This is a genomic window from Peribacillus sp. NPDC101480, from assembly GCF_050277335.1.
In the GTDB taxonomy this organism is placed as follows: Bacteria; Bacillota; Bacilli; order Bacillales; family DSM-1321; genus Peribacillus.
On the sequence record NZ_JBNNSB010000003.1, the window covers coordinates 511,756 to 537,369 of the forward strand.

Consider the following 25,614-nt stretch of genomic DNA (forward strand, 5'->3'; position numbering starts at 1 on the left):
AGATCTTATAATATTTATTATTTCCAAAAAACAAACATTTTTAATGAGTAAAATCCTAAAAAGTATGGTATACTTAACTTTGATTATTTTCCAATTATGTGATATAATTTTTTATTGCGTGAAAAGACGAAAAAATATATATAAAATAGGAGTGTTACCATGTCTGAAAAATTCGAAATTGGTGCGGTAGTTGCTGGTAAAGTAACTGGTATTCAACCATACGGTGCATTTGTTGCTCTAGACGATTCAACTCAAGGTTTAGTTCATATTTCTGAAATTACTCACGGCTTCGTTAAAGATATCAACGAACATTTAAAAGTGGGCGATGAAGTGAAAGTTAAAGTACTTTCCATCGATTCAGCTGCTGGAAAAATCGGCTTATCGATCCGCGCTACAGAAGAAGCTCCTGAGCGTACTGAAGCTCCGAAAAAAGCTCCGAAAAAACGCCAAGCATCTGTTAAAGCGACATCTCACATCGAATCTACTGAAGGTTTCAACACATTGAAAGACAAACTTCAAGAGTGGATTGAACAATCTCAACGCGAAGACTTAATCAAAAAATAATTTTTTTTGAACCGGCCGATCCTTAGATCAGCCGGTTTTTTTTGTCCATTGTCATGGCTGGTAGCGGGGCATATGAATGAAATAAAGCCGGGTCATGTTTATCCATGGTCCGGCTTTATTTTATCGAACAGAGACATTGTCCATTGTCATGATCTCAACGAGTCGGTTTGGTTTCAGGCTCTCTGGAAATTTCAGGACTTGGTTTGAAGAGAAGACCAAGATTAATGAGACCGGCAATTCCAACCAATCCATAAACGATACGGGCCAATCCAGCATCTTGCCCACCGAAAATCGAAGCGACTAAGTCAAATTGGAAAAAACCTATTAAACCCCAGTTGATTGCCCCAATTATTGTAAGAACAAGTGCAGTTCTTTGTATTCCACTCATTGTACAGCCTCCTTTTTTTGAAAAAATCAGTTCTTTACTTATCATGCTTTTCCATCATGTAAATATACATCTACTCAAAAGTTCCGGGCGGATATTTTGTATTTAAATGGAACATTGGTCATAATGAATAAAAGAAAAACTAGCACTTGGCACTGTCGACAATTCAAAAACGGAGTCAATGTGTCATAAAGGAGAGATATCCATTGGAGAATTTCACTTATAAAAATCCTACTAAAGTAATCTTCGGGAAAGGTCAGCTTGAAAGCCTTAAAGCTGAAATTCCTGCGTATGGCGATAAAGTCTTACTTGTATACGGCGGGGGAAGCATAAAGAAAAATGGCTTATATGAAAAAGTGGTCAATGTCTTGAAAGAAATCGATGCAGAGGTGCACGAACTTTCCGGAGTTGAACCGAATCCACGCATCTCAACAGTCCGTAAAGGTGTTGACCTTTGTAAAGAATATGGTATCGACTTTGTCCTTGCCGTTGGAGGAGGAAGCGTCATAGACGCTACAAAGGCCATCGTTGCAGGTGCTAAATATGAGGGAGATCCATGGGATCTTGTCATCAAGAAGGCGCCAGTCGAAGAGGCCCTTCCATTCGGAACGGTACTGACTTTAGCTGCAACCGGCTCTGAAGCGAATTCCGGATCTGTCATAACAAACTGGGAAACGAAAGAGAAATATGGATGGGGAAGTCCGTTGGTATTTCCGCAATTCTCCATTTTGGATCCTGAAAACACTTTTTCGGTACCGAAAGATCAAACGGTATACGGAATGGTCGATATGATGTCACATGTATTCGAAACGTACTTCCATCCGGAAACGTATGCGCCGCTTCAAGACCGTTTTTGTGAATCGCTGTTATCGACGGTGATTGAAACCGCCCCTAAGTTATTGGAAAACCTGGAAGATTACGAGCACCGGGCCACTATCCTATATGCTGGAAATCTAGCCTTGAATGGGTCGCTTGGGGTTGGTTACAGCGGTGATTGGGCAACGCATAACATTGAACATGCCGTTTCAGCTGTTTATGACATCCCGCATGCAGGAGGATTGGCCATCTTATTCCCTAATTGGATGAAGCATGTGCTCCATGAAAATGTCGCACGCTTTAAACAAGTTGCAGTCCGTGTTTTCCATGTAGATCCTGAAGGTAAAACGGATGAGGAAGCGGCCCTTGAAGGCATTGAAAGACTTAGGGCATTTTGGAGCAGCTTAGGGGCGCCGACCAATCTTTCGGACTATGGCATCGATGACTCACAATTGGAAGTCATGGCTGATAAAGCGATGAGCAGAGGGGAGTTTGGACGATTCAAAGTCCTGAACCGTGAAGATGTCCTTGCCATTTTACGGGCTTCATTATAAAAAAGTGGTATGATCCTTTCTCCCGCCTTGCCAGGTGGGAGATTACTTTATAGTCATAATTCGTTATTTACTTGATCGATTTCTTGATTATGAGAATTACATCAGATAAAGTGAAAGGGAAACTAAAGAATCCAAGGAGGAATTTGAATGGCCCATATTCGTTTCGATTATTCAAAAGCCCTGCCGTTTTTCGGGGAGCATGAGATTACCTATTTACAGGATGCTGTAAAAGTGGCACACCATTCCCTGCATGAGCAGACAGGGGCAGGCAATGAATATCTTGGCTGGCTTGATTTACCCGCCAATTATGATAAAGAAGAGTTTTCAAGGATCAAGGAAGCGGCAGCGAAAATAAAAGAAGATTCAGATGTGTTGCTGGTTATCGGTATCGGTGGATCATACCTGGGAGCACGAGCGGCAGTTGAAATGCTTCAACATAGTTTTTATAACATTTTACCGTCGGATAAAAGAAATGCACCGCAAATTTTATTTGTGGGTAATAATATAAGCTCTACATATATGCAGGACGTAATGGACCTATTGGAAAATAGGGATTTCTCGATCAATGTCATCTCTAAATCCGGTACGACCACGGAGCCTGCACTGGCATTCAGGATTTTCCGGAAACTGCTGGAGCAAAAATACGGTGTTGAAGAAGCTAAGAGCCGCATTTATGCGACCACTGATAAAGAAAAGGGCGCATTAAAAACGGTAGCAACGGAGGAAGGTTTCCAAACTTTCGTCATTCCTGATGATGTTGGCGGACGTTACTCGGTCTTAACGGCTGTAGGACTGCTTCCGATTGCGGTCAGCGGGGCGGATATCGATCAAATCATGGAGGGAGCCGAGCGTGCCAGGACGGACTTCAGTTCTTCCGAGCTAGGTGAGAATCAGGCATACCAATATGCGGCGGTTCGGAATATCCTTTACAATAAAGGGAAAACGATTGAAATGCTGATAAACTATGAGCCTGGGCTTCAATACTTCTCTGAGTGGTGGAAACAATTATTTGGAGAAAGTGAAGGAAAGGATCAAAAAGGGATATTCCCTTCATCGGCCAACTTTTCGACTGACCTGCATTCATTAGGGCAGTATGTTCAGGAAGGACGGCGTGACCTTTTTGAAACAGTCATCAAAGTGGAGAAGGCCCGTCATGAAATCTTGATTGAAGAAGCGGAAAATGATTTGGATGGCCTGAATTACCTTACAGGTGAGTCGGTGCAATTCGTGAATAATAAAGCATTTGAGGGTACGCTGTTAGCCCATACGGACGGTGGCGTTCCAAACCTGATCGTAACGGTTCCGCAACTCGATGCTTATACTTTTGGCTACCTTGTATATTTCTTCGAGAAAGCTTGTGCGATGAGCGGATACTTATTGGGTGTAAATCCATTTGATCAGCCTGGAGTGGAAGCCTATAAGGTGAACATGTTTGCTCTTTTAGGCAAGCCTGGTTATGAAAAGAAAAAAGCTGAGCTCGAACAGCGCTTATAATAAAAAAGGCATCAAGCTGGAAATACATCCAGCATGATGCCTTTTTCTCTGTTTGAAAAGCAAAAGCAGTGTCAGGTGAAGAGAAGGAAACTTCACAAAAGCGTAAGGATTGCTTGGAACGCCCATTCCTTTTTCCAATTGAAGGAACAATAAGGCCAGGTTTTTTTTATGGCACTTTGGTTAAGCTAATAGAAAATTAGCGAAAGAGGTTTTATACAATGATTAAAATTTCTTCTCAATTGGAAGGGAAAACATTCGGTTTGTTCGATCTGGAGACGAAGTTAAAACCGGAAGGATATGCGATTGGCGGAGGATGGGATTATGACCACGGGTCTTTTGATTATAAGATTGATGACAGTGATGGCTACCAATTCTTGAGAGTCCCTTTCAAGGCTGTTGATGGTTCACTCGATCAGGACGGGGTAATGGTCAAACTCTTACAGCCGTTTTTGTTATCTCATAAGTACGAGGACGGGATTGATGATGAAGGAAATATCGGAAACCTCTCCGCTTCCTTCAATCAATTTGCCGAGCCTGAAAATCCGGATGCCGAATTTCCGGAAAACTATATCTCATTAGGAAAGACGCTTGTCCGGGATTTGGAAAAGCTTTTATTACATTAATCATCAATGATGAGCAGGGTGTCATCACGATGTATGATTACATCTCCGGGGGGCTTGATTAAGGTCTTGCCTCCTGAAATGATGCCGACCAATAAAATGTCTTGATCGAATAGCTTTACGTTCAACTGTTTAAACGTCAATTTCACCCAGTCATCCTGGATGCTCAGCTGTTTGAGGTTCAATCCATCCTGATCTTTTTGTTCTTCTGCTTCCACAATGATTCCCTTAGATAAGCACTCCTGCATATACTCACTCGCGAATTTATTCGTTTCGACTATACCGTCTGCCCCAGCCCGTAAAGCATTTTCCTTTTGTTCATGCGTCAATATTTCCACAAGACAATACACATGAGGATTCAGACCTTTGACAGCCAGTAACGTTAATATCGAGAACATATCCGTTTGCAGCTCGTCTTGCTTAAGGTCAGCCGTAATAAGGACGCGTATGGCTTGTTTAATATTGGCTTTCTGCAAAACGGAATCCAATGTAGCCTTTCCTTGGATAAAGTGGATATTCGTCCTTGGAAGCGGGTGCTTTTGCAGTGTATCATCTATAAGGACAATGGATTGATGGTGCTTACGATCATGAATGTTTTGGATGATTCTCTTGGAACGGCCATTCCAGCCCACAATGATAATATGTCCGCCGCCGCCGAATACTTTCTTTCCTGTTAGAAATTGCTGTTCATTGGATATGGAAATTTTAGCGATGTACGCAAAATAAGAAGTAATCAGGCCGGCCCCTGACAAAATGAGGACCATCCCAATGATTTTGCCAAGATTGGTCACGGGAGTGAAATCTCCATAGCCGACCGTTGACATCGTCACGATTGCCCACCAGATGCCATCAAGTAAGGTGGGGAATCTCTTTGGCTCCACAATGTGGATCAAGACCCCGAATGATAGTAAAAATAATGCGATGATGGAAAGCAATCTGATGAAACGCGGAAATCTGGGAACGGTGCTGAAGTATGGACCGATTCGAATCATTTTTTTCACACCCTTTGAGCTGTTCCTTATAGTATGGTCAAAAAAGGCTTGGCTCATAAGGGTCCGGACAGACAAACTTTGAATGATGAATATCGGCATCTTGCCTATCGAATTATAGTAAATGATAAAAGCCCTCCGGAAGATGTCGGAAGGCTTTTGGTGCTGAGTCACGTATCCTGAATGGACTTCATGCTCGATGATTGATTATATGCCCGTTTGAGCTTCGGTATTCCTTTATCTTTTCTTAAACCCTTCTCCGTACGTTGAAGTTATCACTGATGAGCAGCCAGTTTTGGGGGAAGGCTAAGCCGAGCTTCCAATAACTCATTCCCCTTAAGTTCAATTCTTTGAGTAAATCGAATTTTGCCTGAATCGATCTGGCATCTTCAAACCACACCTCATGCTTCCTATCCTCAATATCGGTATAATTGAAGTGCGGGGCCTGTGCGGTTTCATCATACTCGATGGAAACATCATTGTCCGCCGCAATCTGGATGGCTTGCTGCGGACTCACGGCCCTGGCAGTGGATCCCTGTACAAAAGGCAGGGTCCAATCATAGCCATATAGATTTTGCCCCATCATGATCTTGTTGGAAGGAATATCGGTGACGGCATATTCGAGAACATCCCGAACAGGTCCAATTGGTGACACTGCCATTGGGGGTCCGCCGCTATATCCCCATTCATATGTCATGATGATGACGAAGTCGACGATTTCACCATGTGCTTTATAGTCATGGGCCTCATACCAACGGCCTTTTTGCTCAGCACTTGTTTTAGGGGCCAGTGCCGTGGAAATGAACCATCCTTCCTTCTTGAAGCGATCCCTGGCTTTTCGGAGAAATTGATTATAGGCTTCTCTGTCGGCTGGGCGTAAATACTCAAAGTCAAAGTGGATATCGCGGAAACCATATTTCTTTGCCGTTGTAACGATATTGTTCAGGAACTTATTCTGAACGGAAGTATTCGTTAAGATGATTCGCCCGAGCTCATCGCTGAATTGGTCATTCTCCTGATTCGTGATCACCATCATCAGGACATTTTTATTTTCTCTGGCGATGGCAGGGAATTCATTGAGCAATGGCTCTTTTAAGGAGCCGTCTCGTAGCGCCTGGAAGCTGAAAGGGGCTAAGTAGGTTAAATAGGGTGCTGCTTCCCTGGCGGCCGTCTCAAGGGCCGGTGCAACCGTCGTACCCCTCGGCTCGACATAGCCGTTGAATTCGGCGGTCCTTTTCCTCCGAGCCGGAATATAGAGCCGGTATCCAACGGATAGGGTTTGATTTTCGGAAATGCCATTTATATTTGCCAATTCTTGAACAGGGACATCAACCCTTTGGGAAATGGAATAAAGACTATCACCCGGTTGAACGAAATAATAACTGCCGACGATTGGAATGACAAGGGCCTGCCCCGAAACAAGATTATTTGGGTTAGGGATCTTATTTGATTCAACGAGCCTGTCAACGGTTACGCTGTACGTCTGGGCGATGCCATATAACGTCTGGCCTGGCCTAACCACATGTATTTGCAATTTCTTTTCCCTCCTACTGAAAGTTTCCTAACAGTTTATGAGCATAAAAAGAAATTCATGATAAAGAGCTTAGGATTGTGAGAAACACAGATGAAAAAATACAATAAATTGGCAATAATAATTTAAGCTTAAAATGCTAATTAATATTAGTAGGAGGTGAAAACACATGGCAAACAACAATAACAGCAATCAACTTTTAGTATCTGGTGCAGAACAAGCTCTACAACAAATGAAAAATGAAATCGCTAGTGAATTTGGTGTAAACCTAGGTGCTGACACTACTTCTCGTGCTAACGGATCTGTTGGTGGGGAAATCACAAAACGTTTGGTTCAAATGGCTGAACAACAACTAGGCGGTTCAAACTTTTCTCGTTAATTAATTGAATAAATATGGATTTGGAAGAGAAGGGGCATTGCTCCTTCTCTTTCGCATTGTTCAGCCATGTGGCTGCCAAGCTTTTAAAATCTTGATTGCCTTTTCAGGGAAATCAGTCATGATGACGTCGACTCCCAACCCTGCCAGCCTGACGATGTCGACTTCATCATTGGCGACCCAAGGCCGGATTTTATATCCAAGTTTTTTCGCTTTTTCTCTAACTGCTGGAGTCAAGCTGTTTTTATCTGGATGAAAACCCGACTCTTTTTTATCACGTAAGATTTCTTCGAAGTTTTCAGGTAGTCCCTCGAACAATAATGCACGTTCAAGATCTGGGGCAAGCATCTTCACTTTTTCAATGGATTGATGGTTGAAGGAAGAGAGGATCACCCGATTTTCCATTCCATATTGACGAATTAAATCAATGATCTTCTGTTCAATTCCTTTGTAAGCGAGTTTATCCGTTTTGATTTCGATATTCATCAATAAAGCATTTCCCATAGCCCAGTCGAAAACGTCCATTAAAAAAGGAATCCGCTCCCCAAGGAATTCATTGGAAAATTTACTCCCGGCATCAGCCGTTTTCAGTTTTTGTGCCGAATGATCTTTTACATAACCTGTAAGGGTGGTCGTTCGATCAAGTGTTTCGTCATGGATGATGACCAATTCCCCGTCAGAACTGAGGTGGACATCGAACTCGATCCCCTCTGCCCCGATTTCTGCCGCCTTTTGAAATGCTGCCATGGTATTTTCAGGATGCGTACCCTTGGACCCTCTATGGGCGAAAATCAATATGTTTTGCAAAATCATCACTTCCCCTTTAAACTTTATCTTGAACCCTATCATACATGTACGCTTGAATTGTTTCAGCAATGTTTAATAGACAATATTTTAAACAACGAGTAAAATACATATGATATTTCCATAAATAGGTGTTCGAATTATGAGGTGAATAAAATGAATATGTGGGAAATTTTTGTTGCAGTTATCCTTGGTCTTGTGGAAGGATTAACTGAATTTGCTCCTGTATCGTCTACAGGGCATATGATTATCGTTGATGATTTATGGCTGAATTCGAAAGAACTTTTCGGGAGTGAAGTGGCCAATGCCTTCAAGGTGGTCATCCAGCTTGGTTCGATACTCGCCGTTGTCGTGCTCTTCTGGGGACGATTCATGGACTTGCTTGGTTTAAGGAAGCTGAAAGGCACATCGGCTGTGAACGGCCAAAAGCTTAACCTATTGCAGATCATTGTCGGATTGTTGCCGGCGGGCGTTTTAGGTCTTTTATTCGAAGATTATATTGATGATCATTTATTTACGATGAAGACGGTTATCGTCGGATTGTTCTTAGGCGCATTTTTGATGATTGCTGCGGATAAATTCCGTCCAAAGCTGACTGCAGAGACGGTTGACCAAATCACTTATAAACAGGCCTTTGGTGTAGGGTTAATTCAATGTTTGTCACTATGGCCGGGATTCTCACGTTCAGGCTCGACCATTTCAGGTGGAGTGCTTTTGGGTATGAGCTATCGGGCGGCTTCCGATTTCACATTCATCATGGCAGTGCCGATCATGGCTGGTGCCAGCTTGTTGAAAATCGTGAAATACTGGGAAAGCTTCACACCTGAAGTTCTGCCGTTCTTTATTGCAGGTTTCATCAGTGCATTTATCTTTGCATTATTCTGTATCCGCTTTTTCTTGATTTTAATCAATAAAGTTAAATTGACTCCTTTTGCCATTTACCGGATCGTCTTGGCGGTTGTGCTTCTATTCATTATTTGGTAATACGAAATGAAGCTTGAAAGAGGAGAGTGACCACCCCGTCGATACGGGGTGGCTTTTTTATGTGTCCGAAAATAGGCAGGATTCCCATGAAATTCATGACGAATGATAATTGAGTTTTTGAGTTTTTAATTCGTTATTATTGAGTTTAATATCAATAATTCCTTTTATAATAAAAAAATATTCGGTTTTTAGTGTAGTTCCAGACATAATTAGTAAAAAAAATATAAATGTAATAAAGCTCCCTGAGCGTAATGGTACCAACGTGTTTGAGTATTTTTTGTAATATTCAAATGATTACATAAACTATTTCCATATAATTTATATGATATAATTTTAGTATAAATAAAGTACATGTGTACACCTGGGGAGGACAACATGAGAAATGACCAATTGAAGAAAACGATTGGCTTTTGGGTTGGAACATCTATTGTAGTTGGAACAGTTATCGGTTCTGGTATTTTCATGAGACCTGGTGACGTGCTTGAATTGAGCGGTAATTCAACCATGGCTTTGTTAGCTTGGCTGATAGGCGGTCTGATTACCCTTGCAAGCGGGTTGACGATTGCGGAAGTGAGTACACGGATTCCTAAAACGGGCGGCTTATATGTCTATATGGAAGAAGTGTACGGTAAAGCATGGGGATTCCTATGCGGCTGGGTTCAGACATTGGTATACGGACCTGCTGTCATGGGCGCACTCAGTTTATACTTCGGGTTATTAGTTGCAGGAATATTTAAGATCGCTTCAAGCTACTCTTTGGCGATAGGGATTCTTACGATCGTATTCATAGCAGGCATGAACTTGCTGGGTACAAAATACGGCGGTATCATCCAAACCTTATCAACCGTTGCTAAATTGATCCCAATTATTTTCATAGCGGTGTTCGGTATCGCACAAGGTGATATGCCTGTATTCAATGTCGATAGCGAAAGTTCAATGAAAATCAGTATGGCCGGTGCGATTTTGGCTACGCTCTGGGCGTATGATGGCTGGATGAATGTCGGCTTCATGGCAGGGGAAATGAAAAATCCGCAGAAAACGCTGCCGCGGGCAATCATAACGGGATTAGTCGTGGTCATGGTCGCTTACTTGGGTGTGAATCTTGCCATGCTTTCTGTATTGGGGGCGGAGGGAGTCATAGCGCATGGTACGAATGCAGCGAATGTTGCGGCAACGCTTTTATTCGGTGAATTTGGCGGGAAATTGATATCGATCGGAATTGCGATTTCAATCTTCGGTTGCTTGAACGGAAAGCTTTTGACCTTTCCACGCATTACCTTGGCGATGGCGACTGATAAAATGATGCCAGGCCATAAACAAATCGGAAAAATATCGCCCAAGTTCAAAACACCTATAAATGCGACGGTATTGCAAGTGATCATTGCAATCATCATGATGGTTGCAACAGACCCTGACAAACTTACCAATATGGCCGTATTCTCTGTCTTCTGTTTTTATGGATTAGCTTTCTTTGCGGTCTTCATCTTACGCAGGAAAGATCCGGATGCAAAAACGTATAAAGTGCCGTTTTACCCATTCATCCCCATCGTGGCGATTGCTGGCGCAATATACATTGTTTTAAGCACATTAATCCAAACACCTTTAAATGCCCTGTACTCGGTGATCATCCTCATTATAGGTATGCCAGTGTATTGGCTCCTTAAGGAAAGTGAGCGGGATGGTAAACGTTCATATTAATGAAAAACCCTTCACTGCGTGCAGTGGAGGGTTTTTGTGATTAGCTGGAACATAACTTTCCCGTTGGACAAAAGTGACGAAATAGACAACTCGGGAAGTTCGTATTAACATAGGGGGGAAGTTAAATAGTGAAGGGTCTGAACAAAAGTGAATTATATCGAGCCTGCTGGTAAATCATTCAGGAAAACAATCTTGGCTTTATTTCTTGGTAGCTTTGTAACGTTTGCGGATCTGTATAGTACCCAACCGGTCATTCCGGTTTTCGCAAAGCAATTCGGAGTCTCTCCTGCAATGGCAAGCCTTACATTATCTTTCGCAACTGGAACGCTTGCACTCTGTTTATTGCTTGTTTCTTTTTTCTCAGAAAATATCGATAGGAAAAAAATAATGGGGACGGCGCTCACTCTGTCTGCATTGTTATCCATATGTGTCAGCTTCATCCAGGATGATCTATACATCCTGATCGCAATACGGGCGATTCAAGGAGCGGTGCTTGCAGGTTTCCCGGCAATTGCGATGGCCTATATCAATGAAGAGTTTCATCCGAAAAGCCTTGGCTATGTGATGGGGATCTATGTGAGCGGTTCGAGTATCGGCGGATTGGCTGGCAGGCTGATTGTCGGCGTGCTGACCGACCATTTCTCATGGAACATAGCGATTGGAAGCCTTGGGGCTTTAAGTTTGATCATCAGTCTGGCTTTTTGGTGGATGCTTCCGCCTTCACAGCATGCCGTCCGGGCAGGAGTCTCTTTGTCGAGAATCAAAACCTCCCTGATCAATAACTTAAGGAATAGCGGACTAGTACTCTTATTCGGCATGGCCTTCCTATTAATGGGCTCGTTCGTTACCGTTTATAACTTTGTGGGTATACCTTTAATGGGACCGCCATATCATTTATCACAAACATTGATTGGCTTCATTTTCATAATCTATCTTGTGGGGACATTTAGTTCAACATGGATGGGAAAGCTCGCCGATCAATATACCCGAAGGATTGTACTTCTTACCGGAATCGCTATTATGCTGATGGGCGCCCTTTTAACCCTATTGGATCCGCTTTTGCTGAAAATAATGGGGCTTGCACTGTTTACATTTGGCTTTTTTGGAGCACATTCAATTGCGAGCAGCTGGGTCGGAAGCTTGGCTGATAAGAGTGAAAAGGCACAAGCATCCGCTTTATATCTCCTGTTCTACTATGCGGGATCAAGTATAGTGGGGGCATCAGGCGGTATATTCCTGATGAAGTTCGGCTGGGGAGGGGTCATCTCGGCTGTATCGATCCTGATCATCCTGGCTGCCGCTTGTGTGGTGATGGTTGAAAAGAGAATCGTTAAATAAAATGATCTTTTCTATCATGTTTTTCCGGAATGCTGAATATAATCTAGTGAAAATGGATATTGAATAATAGATTGATAAGAGAAGAGGGTAATAGATAGAGTGAATCGAAAAGCAGTAATTCTCATTGGGTTAATAGCCGTTTTAATTATATTATTCGTTGTATACTTAACAAGTCCGGGCAGATTGGAAAAGGTGGAGATTGTTGAAAAATACTATCCTCATTTCTCCGATGGCAAGGCAGTCGGTTTTAAGACGAACGAAGTCATTGATGTTACGGAAACCGAAGAGGGATCCAATTGCGCAATGAAATTCAGCAATGGGAAAACGTTGGAAATTGATTGTGACCGTTATTTAACATACAAAATTGATGAAACAGTCTATATTACCACTGAAGGAAACCATGTGAAGGAAATCCGGAGAAAAAGGTAGTGGCTTTTCAATAGTTAATGACGGGAGAGCTGAGATTGCTTAATACAACAAACTCAGCACTTTTATTTTATCCAATGAAAAAACCCAGACCATTTTGGACTGGGTTTTTTCATTTTTTATCTGTGCTTTTACTTTTAGCCTTTTTATTACGCCGTAGTACATCCAAGATTCTGCGGCTGTTATTTTTACTGTTTATGAGTTCTACTAAATCGCTCATGTTTTCAGATTCGAAGTCTTGTTGATCTTTTTTCATGATAATCCCTCCAATGTCATATAGCATAATACCCTTATAAAGAAAAGGGTAAACGTCTATTATCATATTGGTAATAGAAGGATTTTATATCCTTAACCATTCATTATTTGATAAAATGTGATAAAAGCCCTGTATGGGAGGTCTACATGGAAGAATTAAGAATGATCGGTGAAAAAATTGAAAAATTTAAATATATCTTAGTGGAGCATATCGAGTTGTTTGAAGAAGAGGAACCGCTCTATGATTTTGAAACCAGTAAAGAGGTACGGTCAAAGCTTATTCAAATTCATGCAGATGCCTTGATTCATGGAAAGGCACAGGCAATGGAAAGTATGAAAATAACGGGTATGGAAATAGGTAAGCGCATCGTGGATATGGGGATTCCTTTAGATAAGAATATTGAGGAAGCTCAGCTTGTGCGTAACCTTTTCTGGAGTTTCATTGAAGAAGAAGTAAGCAATCGCTATTACTCGATTGAAATTCTGCTAAAGGCAAGCTCGATAATTGATGCAATCCTGGACCAGTTCATACACTGTGTGAGTATCAGTTACGTGAATCATTATAAAGAAATGGCGAAAATGGCAAACGATTCTTTGCAGAAGATAAAAGAAAACCAAGAAGTCATGGAGGAATTGTCCACCCCGATCGTTCAGACCGTATTAAAGGATGTGCTGCTCCTACCGTTGATCGGACGAATTGACGATTGGAGAATGGAGTCGATGCAATCGACGGTACTGCAAAAATGTGCAGATCTGCATGCGGAAGTACTGATCATGGATTTCTCCGGAATTAACTTTACGAAGGAAAGCAATATGCTCTCCCTGTTGGATCAATTAGTGGGGGCACTTGCGTTGATGGGTACGGAAACGATGTTTGTCGGCTTTGCCCCTGATGCCGTGAAAGAGATCGTCAAACTTGATTTCGCAAATCAGGTAAAAGCCTTCCTATCATTCAGGCAGGCACTGGAATATCTGTTTAAACAAAGAGGGCTGGCTCTTCAGCCAGTATGATGGAGGTATCCTATTTTAGGGTATCTTTTTTCTATGTCATGTAGTTCCCAGGAAGCTTTCATACTTTATCGTCCATCGATATTTCTTCATGATATAGTTAATGGCGTAAGGGCATGTTGATTTTCATTTAAGTAAAGTGAATAATGTAAAGCGTGTAAGGAAGGTGGACGAAGAGTGTTTTTTAAGAAAAATGAAGAACCTGATCATAACGAAAAATGGTATTGTGTAGGAATCATGACGGATAAAGGCTTGGAGGACGAAGAATATGATATTTTGTCCAAACGCATCCTCGATTCGGTCCAAAATGTCTCGGTCATATCGGACTTGGTAAGGGCCGAATGGGATCGGGATAAATTGCGAGCCTTGAACGAGCGTTTTCGGGACCCCTCATTTTCCGACCCATGTTTTATCATTAATGAATTCATACCAGAGGATATAAAAAAGGAAAGAAAACTTCTCGAGAAAACTCATAAATGGAAGAGGCTACTTGGTCTCCTTTCCGTGATTGAATACATGGAAGCCGAGACGAAGGCGGCCCATGACTTTGATAAAGCTCTCTTTTATACAGACGATGCAGATAAAGTCATTGAATACATTATTGCAAATAGCTAGAATTCCCTGCCACATCGATACATTGTATCGGTGTTTTTGCATTTGATTTAATGTTTATCGGAGCAATTTCGCGGTAGAAATTCGACCTTGCCCAGGAAAAATTTGTCCTTGAACCTTTCCAGCCTTACTGAAATAAAAAGAGAGAATGTAAGGATGTTGGTAGGAAAGATGGGTGGAAACGCGGAATATCTTAAATAGAAAGAAAGAGAGTTTTATGGGGAGAGAGAGGGAGATGAATCGATGGAAGTTGCCGTACCTCAGCAAAAGCCAAAACGGAAGTGGAGAAAGCTGGTGCTATGGAGTTTTGGAATCATGATGATACTTTTGCTGTCTGTCTTGATTGCTGCAAATGTATTTCTTTCAAGATCCTTGCCGGAAACGAAGGGGGAAATATCGCTTCCAGGTCTTTTGAAACCGGTTACGGTGGTGAGGGATTCAAGTGGGGTCCCGCATATCAACGCAGCGAATGAACATGATTTGTATTTAGCCCAAGGGTATATCCAAGCACAGGATCGTTTATTTCAAATGGATTTAAGCAGGCGTCAGGCTTCAGGAAGATTGAGTGAAGTGATTGGTGAGAAAACCGTCAAAAACGATAAGTATTTCCGTACACTTGGGTTGAGGAGGGCGGCTGAAGCCTCTTATGCAGCGTATTCAAGTGACGGGAAAGATGCCTTGGATGTGTTTGCCGAGGGGGTAAATCTTTATATCAATGAATTGAAGGAGAATGGGAAATGGCCGGCGGAGTTCACTCTGCTTGGATACGAACCAGAGCCGTGGACACCCGTCGATTCGCTGACCATCGGTAAATATATGGCCTTTGATTTAGGCGGGAACTGGGAAGATCAGGCGTTTAGGCAGTATTTGCTGCAAACGTTCCCCAAGGAAAAAGCATATGATTTATTCCCTAATTATCCAAAGAGCGCTCCATATATCATCAGCAAGGAAGAACTGGATATTGAAAAAAGTTTTGCCGGGGCCGTTATTCCTTATGAATTCAACGGCAGCAATAACTGGGTAGTTTCAGGCAAGAAAACGGATTCCGGTCAGCCGTTATTGGCCGATGACCCCCATCTGGGATTAGCTACACCGTCCGTTTGGTATCAAATGCACTTGGAGGCCCCGTCGGTCAATGTGAGCGGTGTTATTTTTGCCGGGATTCCGGGCATCATCCTCGGTCATAACGAAAAGGTGGCTTGGGGTGTGACCAATACCGGTCCGGATGTACAGGATCTGTATATTGAGAGGAGAAACCCGGAAAACGAGAAAGAATTCTCCTACAAAGGCAACTGGGAAAAAGCTGAAATCTTGGACGAACCCATAAAGGTGAAGGGTGGTAAAACACTCGACTATAAAGTGACGGTTACCCGCCATGGACCGGTTGTCTCCGAGTTTGCTGGGAAAAGCGGAAAAGATACCGTGCTTGCATTAAGGTGGACGGCACTTGATCCATCTGCCGAGCTTGAAGCGGTACTGAATATGAATAAAGCGGGAAGCTGGAAAGAATTCGAAAAGGCCCTCTTGCAATTCGAAACGCCGGCCCAGAATTTTATCTTTGCCTCAGTCGACGGGACCATTGCCTATAAGGCGAATGGGAAAATCCCAATCAGGAAAAAAGGCGATAGTATGCTGCCTGTACCTGGCTGGACGGATGAATTTGAGTGGAAAGGCTATATTCCCTTTGATGAACTTCCAAAAACGGTGAATCCGGAAGAGGGATTCATTTCGACGGCGAATAATAAAGTCATCTCAGATGATTATCCTTACCACATCAGCAATAACTGGGCACAGCCGTACCGTCAGATGAGGATACAGGAGTTTTTAAAAGCCAATAAAAAGCTTACGGCCGAGGATATGCAAAGCCTGCAGATGGATACAGTGAATTTGCAAGCTAAGGAGTTTGTTCCTCAATTCGTGGAGGTATTGAAAGGTCCATCTGGGAAAAAGGAAGACCAGGCACTAACGATTCTGAAAAAATGGAATCATATTGATTCCGTTGATGAAGCGGCACCGATGATCTTTAATGTCTGGATGCGAAAAATAGGTGATGTTCTGCTTAAGGAAGAAATACCTGAGGAAACCCTCAACCTCTTTAATGGAAGGCGGTCGGCCGTCGATGAACTACTAAGGCGGGCACTGGACGGTAAGCCGGGCCCTTGGATTGATGAGGCGGGCGGACTTGAGCAGGTGCTTGCCAAGTCGCTGCAGGAGACATTAACGGAACTGGGAGAATCACAAGGTGACGATATAGCTGATTGGGAATGGGGAGACTATCATCAGGTCAGGTTTAACCACCCGCTCTCGAGTGTCGCCCCATTAAATTATGTATTTAACAGCGGCGGCGGAATGCCGGTAGGCGGCAGCAGTGTCACCGTACAGGCGGCGGCATTTTTAGATGATGGAACCGTTAATCATGGCGGGTCCTGGAGATTTGTCATCGACCTGGCCGATATGAATCAAGGATATCACCTTGTTGGCCCTGGTCAATCAGGTAACGTGAAAAGTGAGTGGTACCACGATCAGCTTGACGATTGGGCAGAAGGTACTTATCATAAAACCACTTTAGACGACCCAAAGGGTGATACGCTGACATTGAAACCATCATAACGATATTCAGAAAAAAAGTACCAAGCCCAGCATCCTTGCTCTGGACTTGGTACTTTTTCATTGTTTTTGCTTAGTAAGGAATTCTGCAAGGAACTCCTCGAAATTTGGGGCCTCGATTGCTGCGATTTTTTCATATGATTCAATGATCTTGAGTTTAATTTCTTGCTCCAGATCATTCCGGTCTTGATAGTTCGTGTTTTTTAACGATTTTTTTATTTTAGGATTCAAAGAGTCGATTAGATCCATTAATTCTTCTTTTGACAGTTTTTTATCCACAATGGCTTTTCTCCTTTCTAACATATACCTCATCCATATAGTGCTTTCGAAGTTTTTTTAGAGCTTGTTTACGGATGCTTGAGATATTCTGTGGCGACTCATGGAAATAGGCAGCAATTTCCTTGTTGGATAGGCCATAGGAAAAGATCATGGTCAGAACCAGGCTTTGTTTGGCTGTTAACTTTTTCAAGGCTTTTATCATCTCTTCATCACTTATGTGTGAAGCGAGTTCATTCGTTTCCCCCATCTTTTCAAGTTGAACGTCCATAGTGCCGATTCGATCGATGAATCCGCCAGTATCCCTTGGTGCCGCATCAAGTACCATTCGATAGCGTTCCCGCTGTTTCCGTGCCCTTTTATCAAAATCAACAGAGAAAAAGTAAATTAAGGAGCACATGTATTTGTATACTTTAGCCCGGTAATAGAAAATTTTGAAAGTCTCGTTGAGATGGCAAATGTTGTGGGAAGAAGGGGAATCAAGAGTTTCAGTGAAAATCTTTAAATGCTCTGGGTTCTGTAAAAATACTTGAATGATGGGTTGTTCAAAGAAAGATGAGTACTGTTGCTGCAGAAACTCCAATGAATGAGAAAAAAAATGAGAAGTTAATTGGTTCATTGTTATCCCTCCTTTAATTAATAAAGTGATAGACAAGGGGAATAAATCAATTATATACGAACATTCGTTCTTTTTTCCATGAATCAATAGTGCTAGATTGATTTTTTTAAACAAGTTTCACTTTAGATATCAGATACAAGAAAAGGGGTGAAGAGGATGATGATTGAGGATGCTACTATGTGGGTTTCATTAGTTAGCGAATTTGGCTATCCATTCGTCGTTTCTATGTTTTTGCTCTTCCGCTTCGGTAAACAATTAAAAGAACTGACAACGGACGTAGAGAACTTAAAAAAGTCCGCTCATAAAACGAAAAAACGATAACCTCAGGGCGTATGTGCCAGGTGATAAACACCGAATTTCGGATTCTATTCAAAAAAGGGTCCGGAATTCGGGTATAAAGAAATGGGTACTATCTGAAAATCAAGACTTTGCTAAACCCCTCCCTTACACTCAAATAAAAAAATAATAAACCATTATTTGGAATATAGCACAAAATAGGTAAAAAATAATCGTCATTTGGAATCATTTTACTACTATAATTCATCCGTCAATGGAATTAGATAGGAAATCCTCCCCTCATACGATTTTAGTTTTATGGATTAAAGTGAAAATACTTTTAAAAAAACAACATTCATCAATAAACTTATAGAAGTATGCGGTATCCGAGTAAAAGGGTGCTGCTTTTCTTATTGTTTGGTAATAAACTGATAATATGGAAAAGGGGTGGGAAAAAATGAAAAGTCAACAGCTAGAAGATATTCAGATCCTGCAGCATGAATGTGAACGGGAAGGTTTTACTTTAAAGCTGAACTGGGAAACGCTTCGCAGTCGAAATGGTGTGAATAAGAATGACTTTTTTCACTATGATGGATTGAAGCTTGTTGGTTTTCTAGGTCTATACGATTTTGGAAACAAAGTGGAGATGTGCGGAATGGTGCATCCTGATTTCCGTAGGCAAGGCATTTTTACAAAGCTGATGGAAGAGGCCATAAGGAGTGCCGCAGAGCGCAACTATAAGTTGATTCTTTTGAACTCACCTGCTCAATCCCATTCAGGGACAGGATTTTTGAAGCAGCTCAATTGTGAGTTTGCTTTTTCTGAGTTTCAAATGAAATGGTCCGAAACGGAGCTTGATGATTATGGTGATGCAGTCGTTCGCCCTTCACGGAGGGATGATGAGGAAACGGAAATTCAGCTGGATATTCAATGTTTCCAATTTACGAAACAAGAGGCGAAGGATTATTATCAGCGCATCCTCTATGAGGATACTCTGAAAACCATGATGATTGAAAAGGGTGGTCTTGCAGTCGGTAAGATCCGTGTTGATCACTCTGGCCGGGAAGCGTGGATTTATGGATTTTCCATTTTGCCAAAATACCAGGGAAAAGGACTTGGCAGAAAGGCATTGAAAAAGGTCGTAGCCGAACAATGCCAGTTGGGATATGATATTTTTCTCGAGGTAGAGGCGACTAATGGGCATGCTTTAAGACTCTATGAATCTTGTGGATTCAAAACCATTCAAAGACAGGATTATTATCAATACAAAGGCTGAAGGATGCTTGACGACAAAGAGTGTTAGGAGGCAGGGATGGATGTTGATCTTATTCAATTATAACTGGCAGGTGCGAAATGAGTGGTTCAAGTGGTGCCGGTCCTTACCGAATGAGGAGCTGAAACGGCAGCGCACAGGAGGGATGGGGAATATATTGAAGACACTCGCCCATATTATCGATGTCGAATGCAGCTGGATCAGGGCCATACAAGGGAAGCCTGATGTCGCGATCGATTTGGAAGCTTATGATACGATCGAAAAGGTCGAAGATTTATCCGCTAGTTATCATTCTGAGATCATTGAATATTTGAACTCGCATGCTATTGAAGAAGAGAATGGAATGATTCAGCCAGCTTGGATGGAGGGGACATACGAAAAAGGCAGGATACTGCGCCATCTGATAGCGCACGAAATTCACCATATAGGCCAGCTGTCCATTTGGTCGAGGGAGATGGGCATCGAACCGGTATCCGCCAGTTTAATAGATCGGGATTTATAGTCTTTATGTTTTAAAACTGGTAATAAAAAAAGGGATTATGGAAGGAGGACAAGCAGGGAATCCATATTGGATATAATGGTCGCTTCACAGGAAAACGCCTTGGTCTGGATGGGACAGGTCAATTCATGATATAAGGGATTTTTCGTCTTAACGCAGTAGGTTATAACATATTAAATAAAAAGGATTAGCGTATTAGCTTAATCCTTTTTATTTATTTGTCATATATATTAATATTTACGCACTCAAACTTTTGTTAATTTTGGCTTTTGTGTCGCTGGTTTAATGTATTTAGTTAATAACCAGCGTGAGATTGGTCCAACAATCAGTAACTGTGATGGTAGCGCCACGATAAAGTTTAGACAAACTGTTTTAAGGTAAGCTATGAAGATTGAACCCTCAATCCCCATCATTAAACTAGTTAAAATAAGCCCATATACTGACATAATAAGGACCATTACAGGGACCATGCAAAAGGCAATTGCAATAATAAAGTTGGATTCTTTCGATTTATCATAAGGCAGTGATAATGCAAGTTTACGCGCCTTCGGTTCAACTATTGACTCTGCAATAAAAGCGACGATAAATGTTACCGCAAATTGAATTACTGCACCCCCTACGGTAAACGATGACAAGCCGTGTAAAGCTGTGTTGTAAACTGACATAATAAGGACCATACCAAAACACATAAAAAGTCCAAAGATTATGCCTTCCTTTTTATTACTAGGCAAATAAAAACATCCTTTCTTTTAAGCATAAATGTAATTATATATGCCGAAAAATTTTTACATAAGTGACATTTTTATGACTTTTATTTTGAGTTACGTTAAATTACACTTTTGTTTTGATGAAACCTTGTTTATAGAGGCTTGGCAAAAAAAACGAATGAGAAAAATCAATAGATGAAGAAAACGATAAAGAATAGTAACGAAATTAATTTGTTTCAATGGTTTAGATGATTTATTGGATTCTTCAGTAAGCATTTCATTAAGCAGGCTGGCTCATGTGCATGGGCCAGCCTTTATATATATTTGAAGGAAAAAAGGTCCGTGTTCACTGAATGAAAATAGGTAAAAGGTACTGTTTATTCAAAATTCGTAATATTAAGGTAAATTTTGGCGTTTATTCGACAAAATCATGATATATTATTCTAGCATTTTACAAAAATAGAAGGGTTGTGAAGTATGTCGTTCAAAATGCATGTTAATAAGATGCTCGCCCCGATTCTTGCTGTGAGTTTGATTACAGCCCCATTTGCCGTACCGGGGGAGACATCCGCCAAAGAGTCTAATAAGAAACCGGCCAAGACTGAACCATTTACGATTTCAGCTCCTACTGTTAATTACTCAAAAGGCACCAAAGCGACTGTAACGGTCACACCGAAAAAAGGGAACAAAGGAAATGAAACCGTTGTCTTTCAATTAATGAATGGGACGAAGGTCATTTCACAGTCAGCCATTGAGGCGGATATTAAATCGGCCCAAAAGTTCTCTGCGTACTTCAACTCGTACAAATCGGGTTATTGGATCAAAGTATCGGTTGTCTCCAAGTATAACGGCAATACGAGTAACTTCGGCAACAGCCTGGCAGCCTCCGTTTCGGATGCACCTTTTGAACTAAGGATCATGGAAACGACAGATATACACACTAATCTGGTGAGCTATGATTATTATAAGGATGCCGTATCGGACTCTGTCGGCTTTTCCCGTACAGCTTCTTTAATCAAACAGGCACGAAAAGAAGTGAAAAATAGCGTTTTAGTGGATAACGGCGACCTTATTCAAGGGACGCCGCTAGGTACGTACAAAGCGAAAATAGCGCCGCTGAAAAAGGGTGAAGTCCATCCTGTCTATAAAGCGATGAACTTGCTAGACTATGATGTGGCCACATTCGGCAATCATGAATTCAATTATGGCTTAGCTTATTTGGAAGAGGCCATCAACGATGCGAACTTCCCTTATGTCAATGCCAATGTTTATAAAAAAGATAAAGACAATGATTCAAAGAATGATAAAAATAAATATACTCCTTATAAAATCGTCACAAAGAAAGTAAAGGACATCAATGGAAAAGAAAAATCAGTAAAAATAGGCTACATTGGATTTGCCCCTCCGCAAATCATGGATTGGGATAAAACGAACCTTGAAGGTAAGGTCATTACAAAAGAAATCATCACGACTGCAAAAAAATATGTACCTGAAATGAAGAAAAAGGGCGCGGATGTCATCGTGGCGCTCACACATTCCGGGTTTAATGGCGACACCAAGAATACCGAGGATGTCATCTACTCATTAAGCAAGGTATCCGGCATCGATGCCATCACGTTCTCCCATACCCATAAGGTCTTTCCGGCACAAGATGAGGCTTCTTTAGACAGCCTATTCAAAGATGGCCAAGGAAAAATCCTTAATGGCGTGGATAATAAAAAGGGTACCATCAATGGTGTACCAGCCGTTCAAGCAGGATATGGCGGCAGTAATCTCGGGATCATCGACCTTGATATCCAGAATATCAAGGGGAAATGGAAAGTCGTCAATTCCGATTCATCAACACGGGCAATCAACGATAAAATAACAGGAAAAAAAGCGGCTGAAGATGCATCTGTCGTCAAAGCCGTGAAGAAGGATCACGAAGGAACGATCAAGTATGTCAACACGCCAATTGGAACGACTACAGCTCCAATTCATAGTTACTTCGCCCTTGTGCAAGACGATCCTTCCGTACAGGTCGTGACGAGCGCACAGAAATGGTATGTAGAAAAATACATCCAAAGCAACCGTCCTGAATACAAGGACTTGCCGATTCTCTCTGTAGGAGCCCCTTTCAAAGCGGGTCGCAATGGAGTCGAGGAATTCACCGAAATCAAGGAAGGCGGATTGACCATTCGCAGCGCCGGTGATTTATATTTATACGATAATACCTTGAAGGCCATCAAGATCAAAGGGTCCGTGGTTAAAGAGTGGCTAGAAATGTCTGCCGGGAAATATAATACAATCGATCCTGCCAAGTCTGAGGAACAGGAGCTGCTTAATGGAAAGTTTGCCGTTTATAACTTTGATGTGATTGACGGCGTTACGTATCAAATCGATGTCACCAAAGCTCCGCGCTATGATGAAAAAGGGATAAAAGTGTCGGATTCAAGCAGGATTGCAGATTTGAAATATAATGGTGAACCAGTGGACCCGAATCAAGATTTCATCGTAGTGACGAATAATTACCGTGCTTCGGGCGGGGGGAACTTCCCGGGAGTCAAGGGCAGCGAATATGTAGTTGACTCTGCGGATGAAAATCGCCAGATCTTGATGGATTACATCACACAAGAGGGTGAAATCAATCCAACTGCTGATAATAACTGGTCGATTGCCCCGATTTCAGGTAAGGTGGACGTTACTTTCACCTCATCACCTAAAGGTGCGGAATATTTAAATGAAGACAGCCCGATTTCCTATACAGGCAAAAAGGATGATAAAGGCTTTGGCATTTACAAATATAATTTGGGAAAAGAAAACGTTAAGGTGCAACTGCTCGGGATCAATGATCTTCACGGCCAGCTTGATACCACTTCCGATTTTGGCGGTATCAAACAAGGGCGTGCCGATTATTTAGCTGCGCACTTGAAGCAGCGTAAAGCTGAAAACCCTGAAAATACACTTTTACTTTCGGCAGGGGATGCTGTAGGTGCAAGTGCACCCGTTTCTTCTTTAATCCAGGACAAACCGACGCTTCAGTTTTTGAATGATATGAAATTCGATGTCGGAACTGTCGGGAACCATGAGTTCGACAAAGGGGTAGAAACCCTGATGGCTCAAATCAATGGCGGAAAGTCGCCAACATCCGATGTGGTATTCGATAAATTGAACTTTCCATATGTAGTTGCCAATGTCGTATATAAAGACACGAAAAAACCGATTTTGGACCCTTACGTCATAAAAAAGGTCGGCGGGGTTGATATTGGGTTCATAGGTGTAGTCACGAATGCCACACCTCAAAAAGTAAGTCCGGATGGCATTAAGAATGTAGAATTCATAGAACAGGCACCTGCCGTAAATAAGGCGGTTAATGAGTTGAAAGAAAAAGGCGTCAAATCGATTGTGATCATCTCACATGACCCAGGCACTGAAAAGGAAGGGGTCATTACAGGCGAAGTGGCTGATCTTGCTAATGCAGTGGATGATGAAGTAGATGTGATCTTAGCGGGAGATAATCATGCGAAGGTCAACAACTATGTGGATAATAAATTGATTGTACAAGCTTACTCTTATGGAACGGCTTTTGAAGATGTGGATTTGGAAATCGATCCAAACACAAAGGATATTGTCAAAAAGTCAGCTGAGATTGTCACGGTTACACAAGATGGCATTAGACCTGATGCCGGGACGACGAAATTCATTAACGACTATCTAGACATGTTCCCCGAGTTGAAAGCCCCGCTTGGGACAACGGATGAGAAAATTTTAAGAACCAATGCGTATACGCAGGAAACGGGCCTTGGGAATTTAATTGCCGATTCCATGAAGGCAGATTTGAATTCCGATTTTGCCTTCATGAATCCAGGCGGAATTCGTGCAGATATTCCAAAGGGGGAAGTCACTTTTTCCGATTTAGCGAAAATCCAGCCGTTCGGAAACGTATTGGTTAAGCTGGAACTGACTGGAGCGGAAGTGAAAACGCTGCTTCAACAGCAATGGATCGTTGAAGGATCTCCGAAAACCTTGCAAATTTCTGGACTGAGCTATACAGCCGACTTCAGTAAACCTGTCACGGAACGCGTCACCTTATTGGAGAAAGCGGACGGAACACCTATCAAGGATACCGAAACATACACGGTGGCCGTCAATGATTTCATGGCAAGCGGCGGTGATAACTATACCGTACTGAAAGGAAAAGAGCGTGTGTTTGGACATGCTGACCTGGAAGCATTCGTTAACTATGTAAAAGAAACCTTTAAAGGCGGAAAGATCACGGCTGAAATTGAAGGCAGGATTACGAATATCAATAATTAATAGAGGTTTACTCGTGAAAACTGAGGATTTACTCGTTCGTTTTCAATATTTACTCGTGAAACCTAAAAGAGAGCGCTCCTTAATACAAGGGGCGCTTCCTTTTTTGTGATTAATTATTCCTGAAGATGGAAAAGTTCAATCCCAATGCAAAGGTGACCCAAGCAATATAGGGAACCATCGCTAAACCGGATGTACGGTCTATTTTATAAAACTCGAATGCCGTTAATGTAATCAAGGTCAGCAGTGCAGCCATTTCAATAAAAGCTGTTCCGCGCAAGCCCCATTTGAAGAATAAAAAAGACCATAAGAAATTCAACCCTAGTTGAGTATCATAGAGGCGTTCAGCGGACTTCGATTCTTTTTCTTTGGATGCAATACGATATTTCGCTATTCCCATGATTGTATAAAGGCTGGTCCAAGCAACGGGGAAAGTCCAGGAAGGAGGAGCAAAAGCAGGTTTCTTGAGTTTGTCATAAATTTCTTTTGAATTCCTTGTGGCGAATATCCCCACAAGTGAGCCTCCAACCACAGGTACCAATACACTTTTAGCTAATTTTCCGTAGTTCATAAAGCGATCCTCTTCTTTCTTCATTATTTGTATGTTCTT

At 42.0% G+C, this 25,614-nt stretch carries 25 protein-coding genes; 16 read left to right on the forward strand and 9 right to left on the reverse strand.

All coding sequences use genetic code 11. The features are described from left to right. The first annotated feature begins 159 nt into the window (after positions 1-159). On the forward strand, positions 160-564 hold the full coding sequence (gene yugI / locus ACQKMF_RS13785; RefSeq protein ID WP_063234086.1) for a S1 domain-containing post-transcriptional regulator GSP13: 405 nt from the start codon (positions 160-162) through the stop codon (positions 562-564). Positions 565-718: 154 nt separating this feature from the next. Here the strand turns inward: yugI and ACQKMF_RS13790 are convergent, their stop codons facing one another. Beyond that, positions 719-952, reverse strand: coding sequence for a DUF378 domain-containing protein (locus ACQKMF_RS13790; protein WP_063234087.1), 234 nt, complete (start codon positions 950-952; stop codon positions 719-721). Between the two features lie 203 nt (positions 953-1,155). Here ACQKMF_RS13790 and ACQKMF_RS13795 point away from each other — a divergent pair, with 203 nt between their 5' ends. From ACQKMF_RS13795 to ACQKMF_RS13805, 3 genes are all read left to right on the forward strand, one after another. Further along, positions 1,156-2,319 (forward strand): iron-containing alcohol dehydrogenase, encoded by a 1,164-nt coding sequence (locus ACQKMF_RS13795; RefSeq protein WP_427573679.1) that lies wholly within the window; start codon positions 1,156-1,158, stop codon positions 2,317-2,319. A 147-nt stretch (positions 2,320-2,466) separates the two neighbouring features. Continuing rightward, positions 2,467-3,813: a glucose-6-phosphate isomerase gene (locus tag ACQKMF_RS13800; protein ID WP_101223600.1), complete on the forward strand. Its 1,347-nt coding sequence runs from the start codon at positions 2,467-2,469 to the stop codon at positions 3,811-3,813. A 218-nt stretch (positions 3,814-4,031) separates the two neighbouring features. Continuing rightward, entirely contained in the window at positions 4,032-4,436 is a 405-nt protein-coding gene (locus ACQKMF_RS13805; RefSeq protein WP_230176218.1) for a YugN-like family protein, read from the forward strand. On the opposite strand, the gene ACQKMF_RS13810 is transcribed toward ACQKMF_RS13805, so the two are convergent. Then, the gene (locus ACQKMF_RS13810) at positions 4,433-5,425 is read right to left on the reverse strand and encodes a potassium channel family protein (protein WP_402943835.1); all 993 of its coding nucleotides are present in this window, start codon (positions 5,423-5,425) and stop codon (positions 4,433-4,435) included. The genes ACQKMF_RS13805 and ACQKMF_RS13810 overlap by 4 nt on opposite strands. Positions 5,426-5,669: 244 nt before the next feature. Continuing rightward, a complete protein-coding gene (locus ACQKMF_RS13815; RefSeq protein WP_402943839.1) occupies positions 5,670-6,956 on the reverse strand; it encodes a glycosyl hydrolase family 18 protein in 1,287 nt (428 codons plus the stop codon). A 166-nt stretch (positions 6,957-7,122) separates the two neighbouring features. Here ACQKMF_RS13815 and ACQKMF_RS13820 point away from each other — a divergent pair, with 166 nt between their 5' ends. Beyond that, positions 7,123-7,332: an alpha/beta-type small acid-soluble spore protein gene (locus ACQKMF_RS13820; RefSeq protein WP_034310322.1), complete on the forward strand. Its 210-nt coding sequence runs from the start codon at positions 7,123-7,125 to the stop codon at positions 7,330-7,332. A 60-nt stretch (positions 7,333-7,392) separates the two neighbouring features. Here the strand turns inward: ACQKMF_RS13820 and ACQKMF_RS13825 are convergent, their stop codons facing one another. Beyond that, positions 7,393-8,142: a glycerophosphodiester phosphodiesterase gene (locus ACQKMF_RS13825; RefSeq protein WP_402943842.1), complete on the reverse strand. Its 750-nt coding sequence runs from the start codon at positions 8,140-8,142 to the stop codon at positions 7,393-7,395. A 147-nt stretch (positions 8,143-8,289) separates the two neighbouring features. Between ACQKMF_RS13825 and ACQKMF_RS13830 the strand changes: the two genes are divergently transcribed. The 4 genes from ACQKMF_RS13830 to ACQKMF_RS13845 all read left to right on the forward strand — a co-directional run bounded on the left by ACQKMF_RS13830 (position 8,290) and on the right by ACQKMF_RS13845 (position 12,582). Next, complete coding sequence (locus ACQKMF_RS13830) at positions 8,290-9,117, forward strand: undecaprenyl-diphosphate phosphatase (RefSeq protein ID WP_101223595.1); 828 nt, start codon at positions 8,290-8,292, stop codon at positions 9,115-9,117. Positions 9,118-9,492: 375 nt separating this feature from the next. After that, positions 9,493-10,815: an APC family permease gene (locus tag ACQKMF_RS13835; RefSeq protein ID WP_427573683.1), complete on the forward strand. Its 1,323-nt coding sequence runs from the start codon at positions 9,493-9,495 to the stop codon at positions 10,813-10,815. Positions 10,816-10,962: 147 nt separating this feature from the next. Then, a complete protein-coding gene (locus tag ACQKMF_RS13840) occupies positions 10,963-12,153 on the forward strand; it encodes an MFS transporter (protein ID WP_230176222.1) in 1,191 nt (396 codons plus the stop codon). A 99-nt stretch (positions 12,154-12,252) separates the two neighbouring features. Further along, positions 12,253-12,582, forward strand: coding sequence for a hypothetical protein (locus ACQKMF_RS13845; protein ID WP_101223592.1), 330 nt, complete (start codon positions 12,253-12,255; stop codon positions 12,580-12,582). 109 nt (positions 12,583-12,691) lie between these two features. Here ACQKMF_RS13845 and ACQKMF_RS13850 read toward each other — a convergent pair whose 3' ends face one another. Beyond that, positions 12,692-12,835: a hypothetical protein gene (locus ACQKMF_RS13850; protein WP_230176223.1), complete on the reverse strand. Its 144-nt coding sequence runs from the start codon at positions 12,833-12,835 to the stop codon at positions 12,692-12,694. Between the two features lie 146 nt (positions 12,836-12,981). On the opposite strand from ACQKMF_RS13850, the gene ACQKMF_RS13855 reads away from it, so the two are divergent. The 3 genes from ACQKMF_RS13855 to ACQKMF_RS13865 all read left to right on the forward strand — a co-directional run bounded on the left by ACQKMF_RS13855 (position 12,982) and on the right by ACQKMF_RS13865 (position 17,064). Next, positions 12,982-13,845 (forward strand): STAS domain-containing protein, encoded by an 864-nt coding sequence (locus ACQKMF_RS13855; RefSeq protein WP_230176224.1) that lies wholly within the window; start codon positions 12,982-12,984, stop codon positions 13,843-13,845. A 174-nt stretch (positions 13,846-14,019) separates the two neighbouring features. Further along, positions 14,020-14,457, forward strand: coding sequence for a hypothetical protein (locus tag ACQKMF_RS13860; RefSeq protein WP_402943857.1), 438 nt, complete (start codon positions 14,020-14,022; stop codon positions 14,455-14,457). Between the two features lie 240 nt (positions 14,458-14,697). Further along, positions 14,698-17,064 (forward strand): penicillin acylase family protein, encoded by a 2,367-nt coding sequence (locus tag ACQKMF_RS13865; protein ID WP_427573687.1) that lies wholly within the window; start codon positions 14,698-14,700, stop codon positions 17,062-17,064. A gap of 57 nt (positions 17,065-17,121) precedes the next feature. Here the strand turns inward: ACQKMF_RS13865 and ACQKMF_RS13870 are convergent, their stop codons facing one another. Together ACQKMF_RS13870 and ACQKMF_RS13875 are read right to left on the reverse strand one after the other, a co-directional pair. Further along, positions 17,122-17,340: a hypothetical protein gene (locus ACQKMF_RS13870; protein WP_101223589.1), complete on the reverse strand. Its 219-nt coding sequence runs from the start codon at positions 17,338-17,340 to the stop codon at positions 17,122-17,124. Further along, positions 17,333-17,956 (reverse strand): sigma-70 family RNA polymerase sigma factor, encoded by a 624-nt coding sequence (locus ACQKMF_RS13875; RefSeq protein WP_101223588.1) that lies wholly within the window; start codon positions 17,954-17,956, stop codon positions 17,333-17,335. Before ACQKMF_RS13875 ends, ACQKMF_RS13870 begins: the two co-directional genes overlap by 8 nt. Before the next feature lie 156 nt (positions 17,957-18,112). Here ACQKMF_RS13875 and ACQKMF_RS13880 point away from each other — a divergent pair, with 156 nt between their 5' ends. The 3 genes from ACQKMF_RS13880 (at position 18,113) to ACQKMF_RS13890 (ending at position 20,007) form a co-directional block, all read left to right on the forward strand. Beyond that, positions 18,113-18,277: a YvrJ family protein gene (locus tag ACQKMF_RS13880; protein ID WP_081088496.1), complete on the forward strand. Its 165-nt coding sequence runs from the start codon at positions 18,113-18,115 to the stop codon at positions 18,275-18,277. 412 nt (positions 18,278-18,689) lie between these two features. Further along, the gene (locus ACQKMF_RS13885) at positions 18,690-19,508 is read left to right on the forward strand and encodes a GNAT family N-acetyltransferase (protein WP_101223587.1); all 819 of its coding nucleotides are present in this window, start codon (positions 18,690-18,692) and stop codon (positions 19,506-19,508) included. A 40-nt stretch (positions 19,509-19,548) separates the two neighbouring features. Continuing rightward, positions 19,549-20,007, forward strand: a complete 459-nt coding sequence (locus ACQKMF_RS13890; RefSeq protein ID WP_101223586.1) for a DinB family protein — start codon at positions 19,549-19,551, stop codon at positions 20,005-20,007. 242 nt (positions 20,008-20,249) lie between these two features. Here the strand turns inward: ACQKMF_RS13890 and ACQKMF_RS13895 are convergent, their stop codons facing one another. Beyond that, on the reverse strand, positions 20,250-20,735 hold the full coding sequence (locus tag ACQKMF_RS13895) for a DUF2798 domain-containing protein (RefSeq protein WP_402943874.1): 486 nt from the start codon (positions 20,733-20,735) through the stop codon (positions 20,250-20,252). Positions 20,736-21,188: 453 nt separating this feature from the next. On the opposite strand from ACQKMF_RS13895, the gene ACQKMF_RS13900 reads away from it, so the two are divergent. After that, the gene (locus ACQKMF_RS13900; RefSeq protein WP_427573691.1) at positions 21,189-25,007 is read left to right on the forward strand and encodes a bifunctional 2',3'-cyclic-nucleotide 2'-phosphodiesterase/3'-nucleotidase; all 3,819 of its coding nucleotides are present in this window, start codon (positions 21,189-21,191) and stop codon (positions 25,005-25,007) included. Positions 25,008-25,116: 109 nt separating this feature from the next. Here ACQKMF_RS13900 and ACQKMF_RS13905 read toward each other — a convergent pair whose 3' ends face one another. Beyond that, positions 25,117-25,575, reverse strand: a complete 459-nt coding sequence (locus tag ACQKMF_RS13905) for a TspO/MBR family protein (RefSeq protein ID WP_232782953.1) — start codon at positions 25,573-25,575, stop codon at positions 25,117-25,119. Between the last annotated feature and the right edge of the window lie 39 nt (positions 25,576-25,614).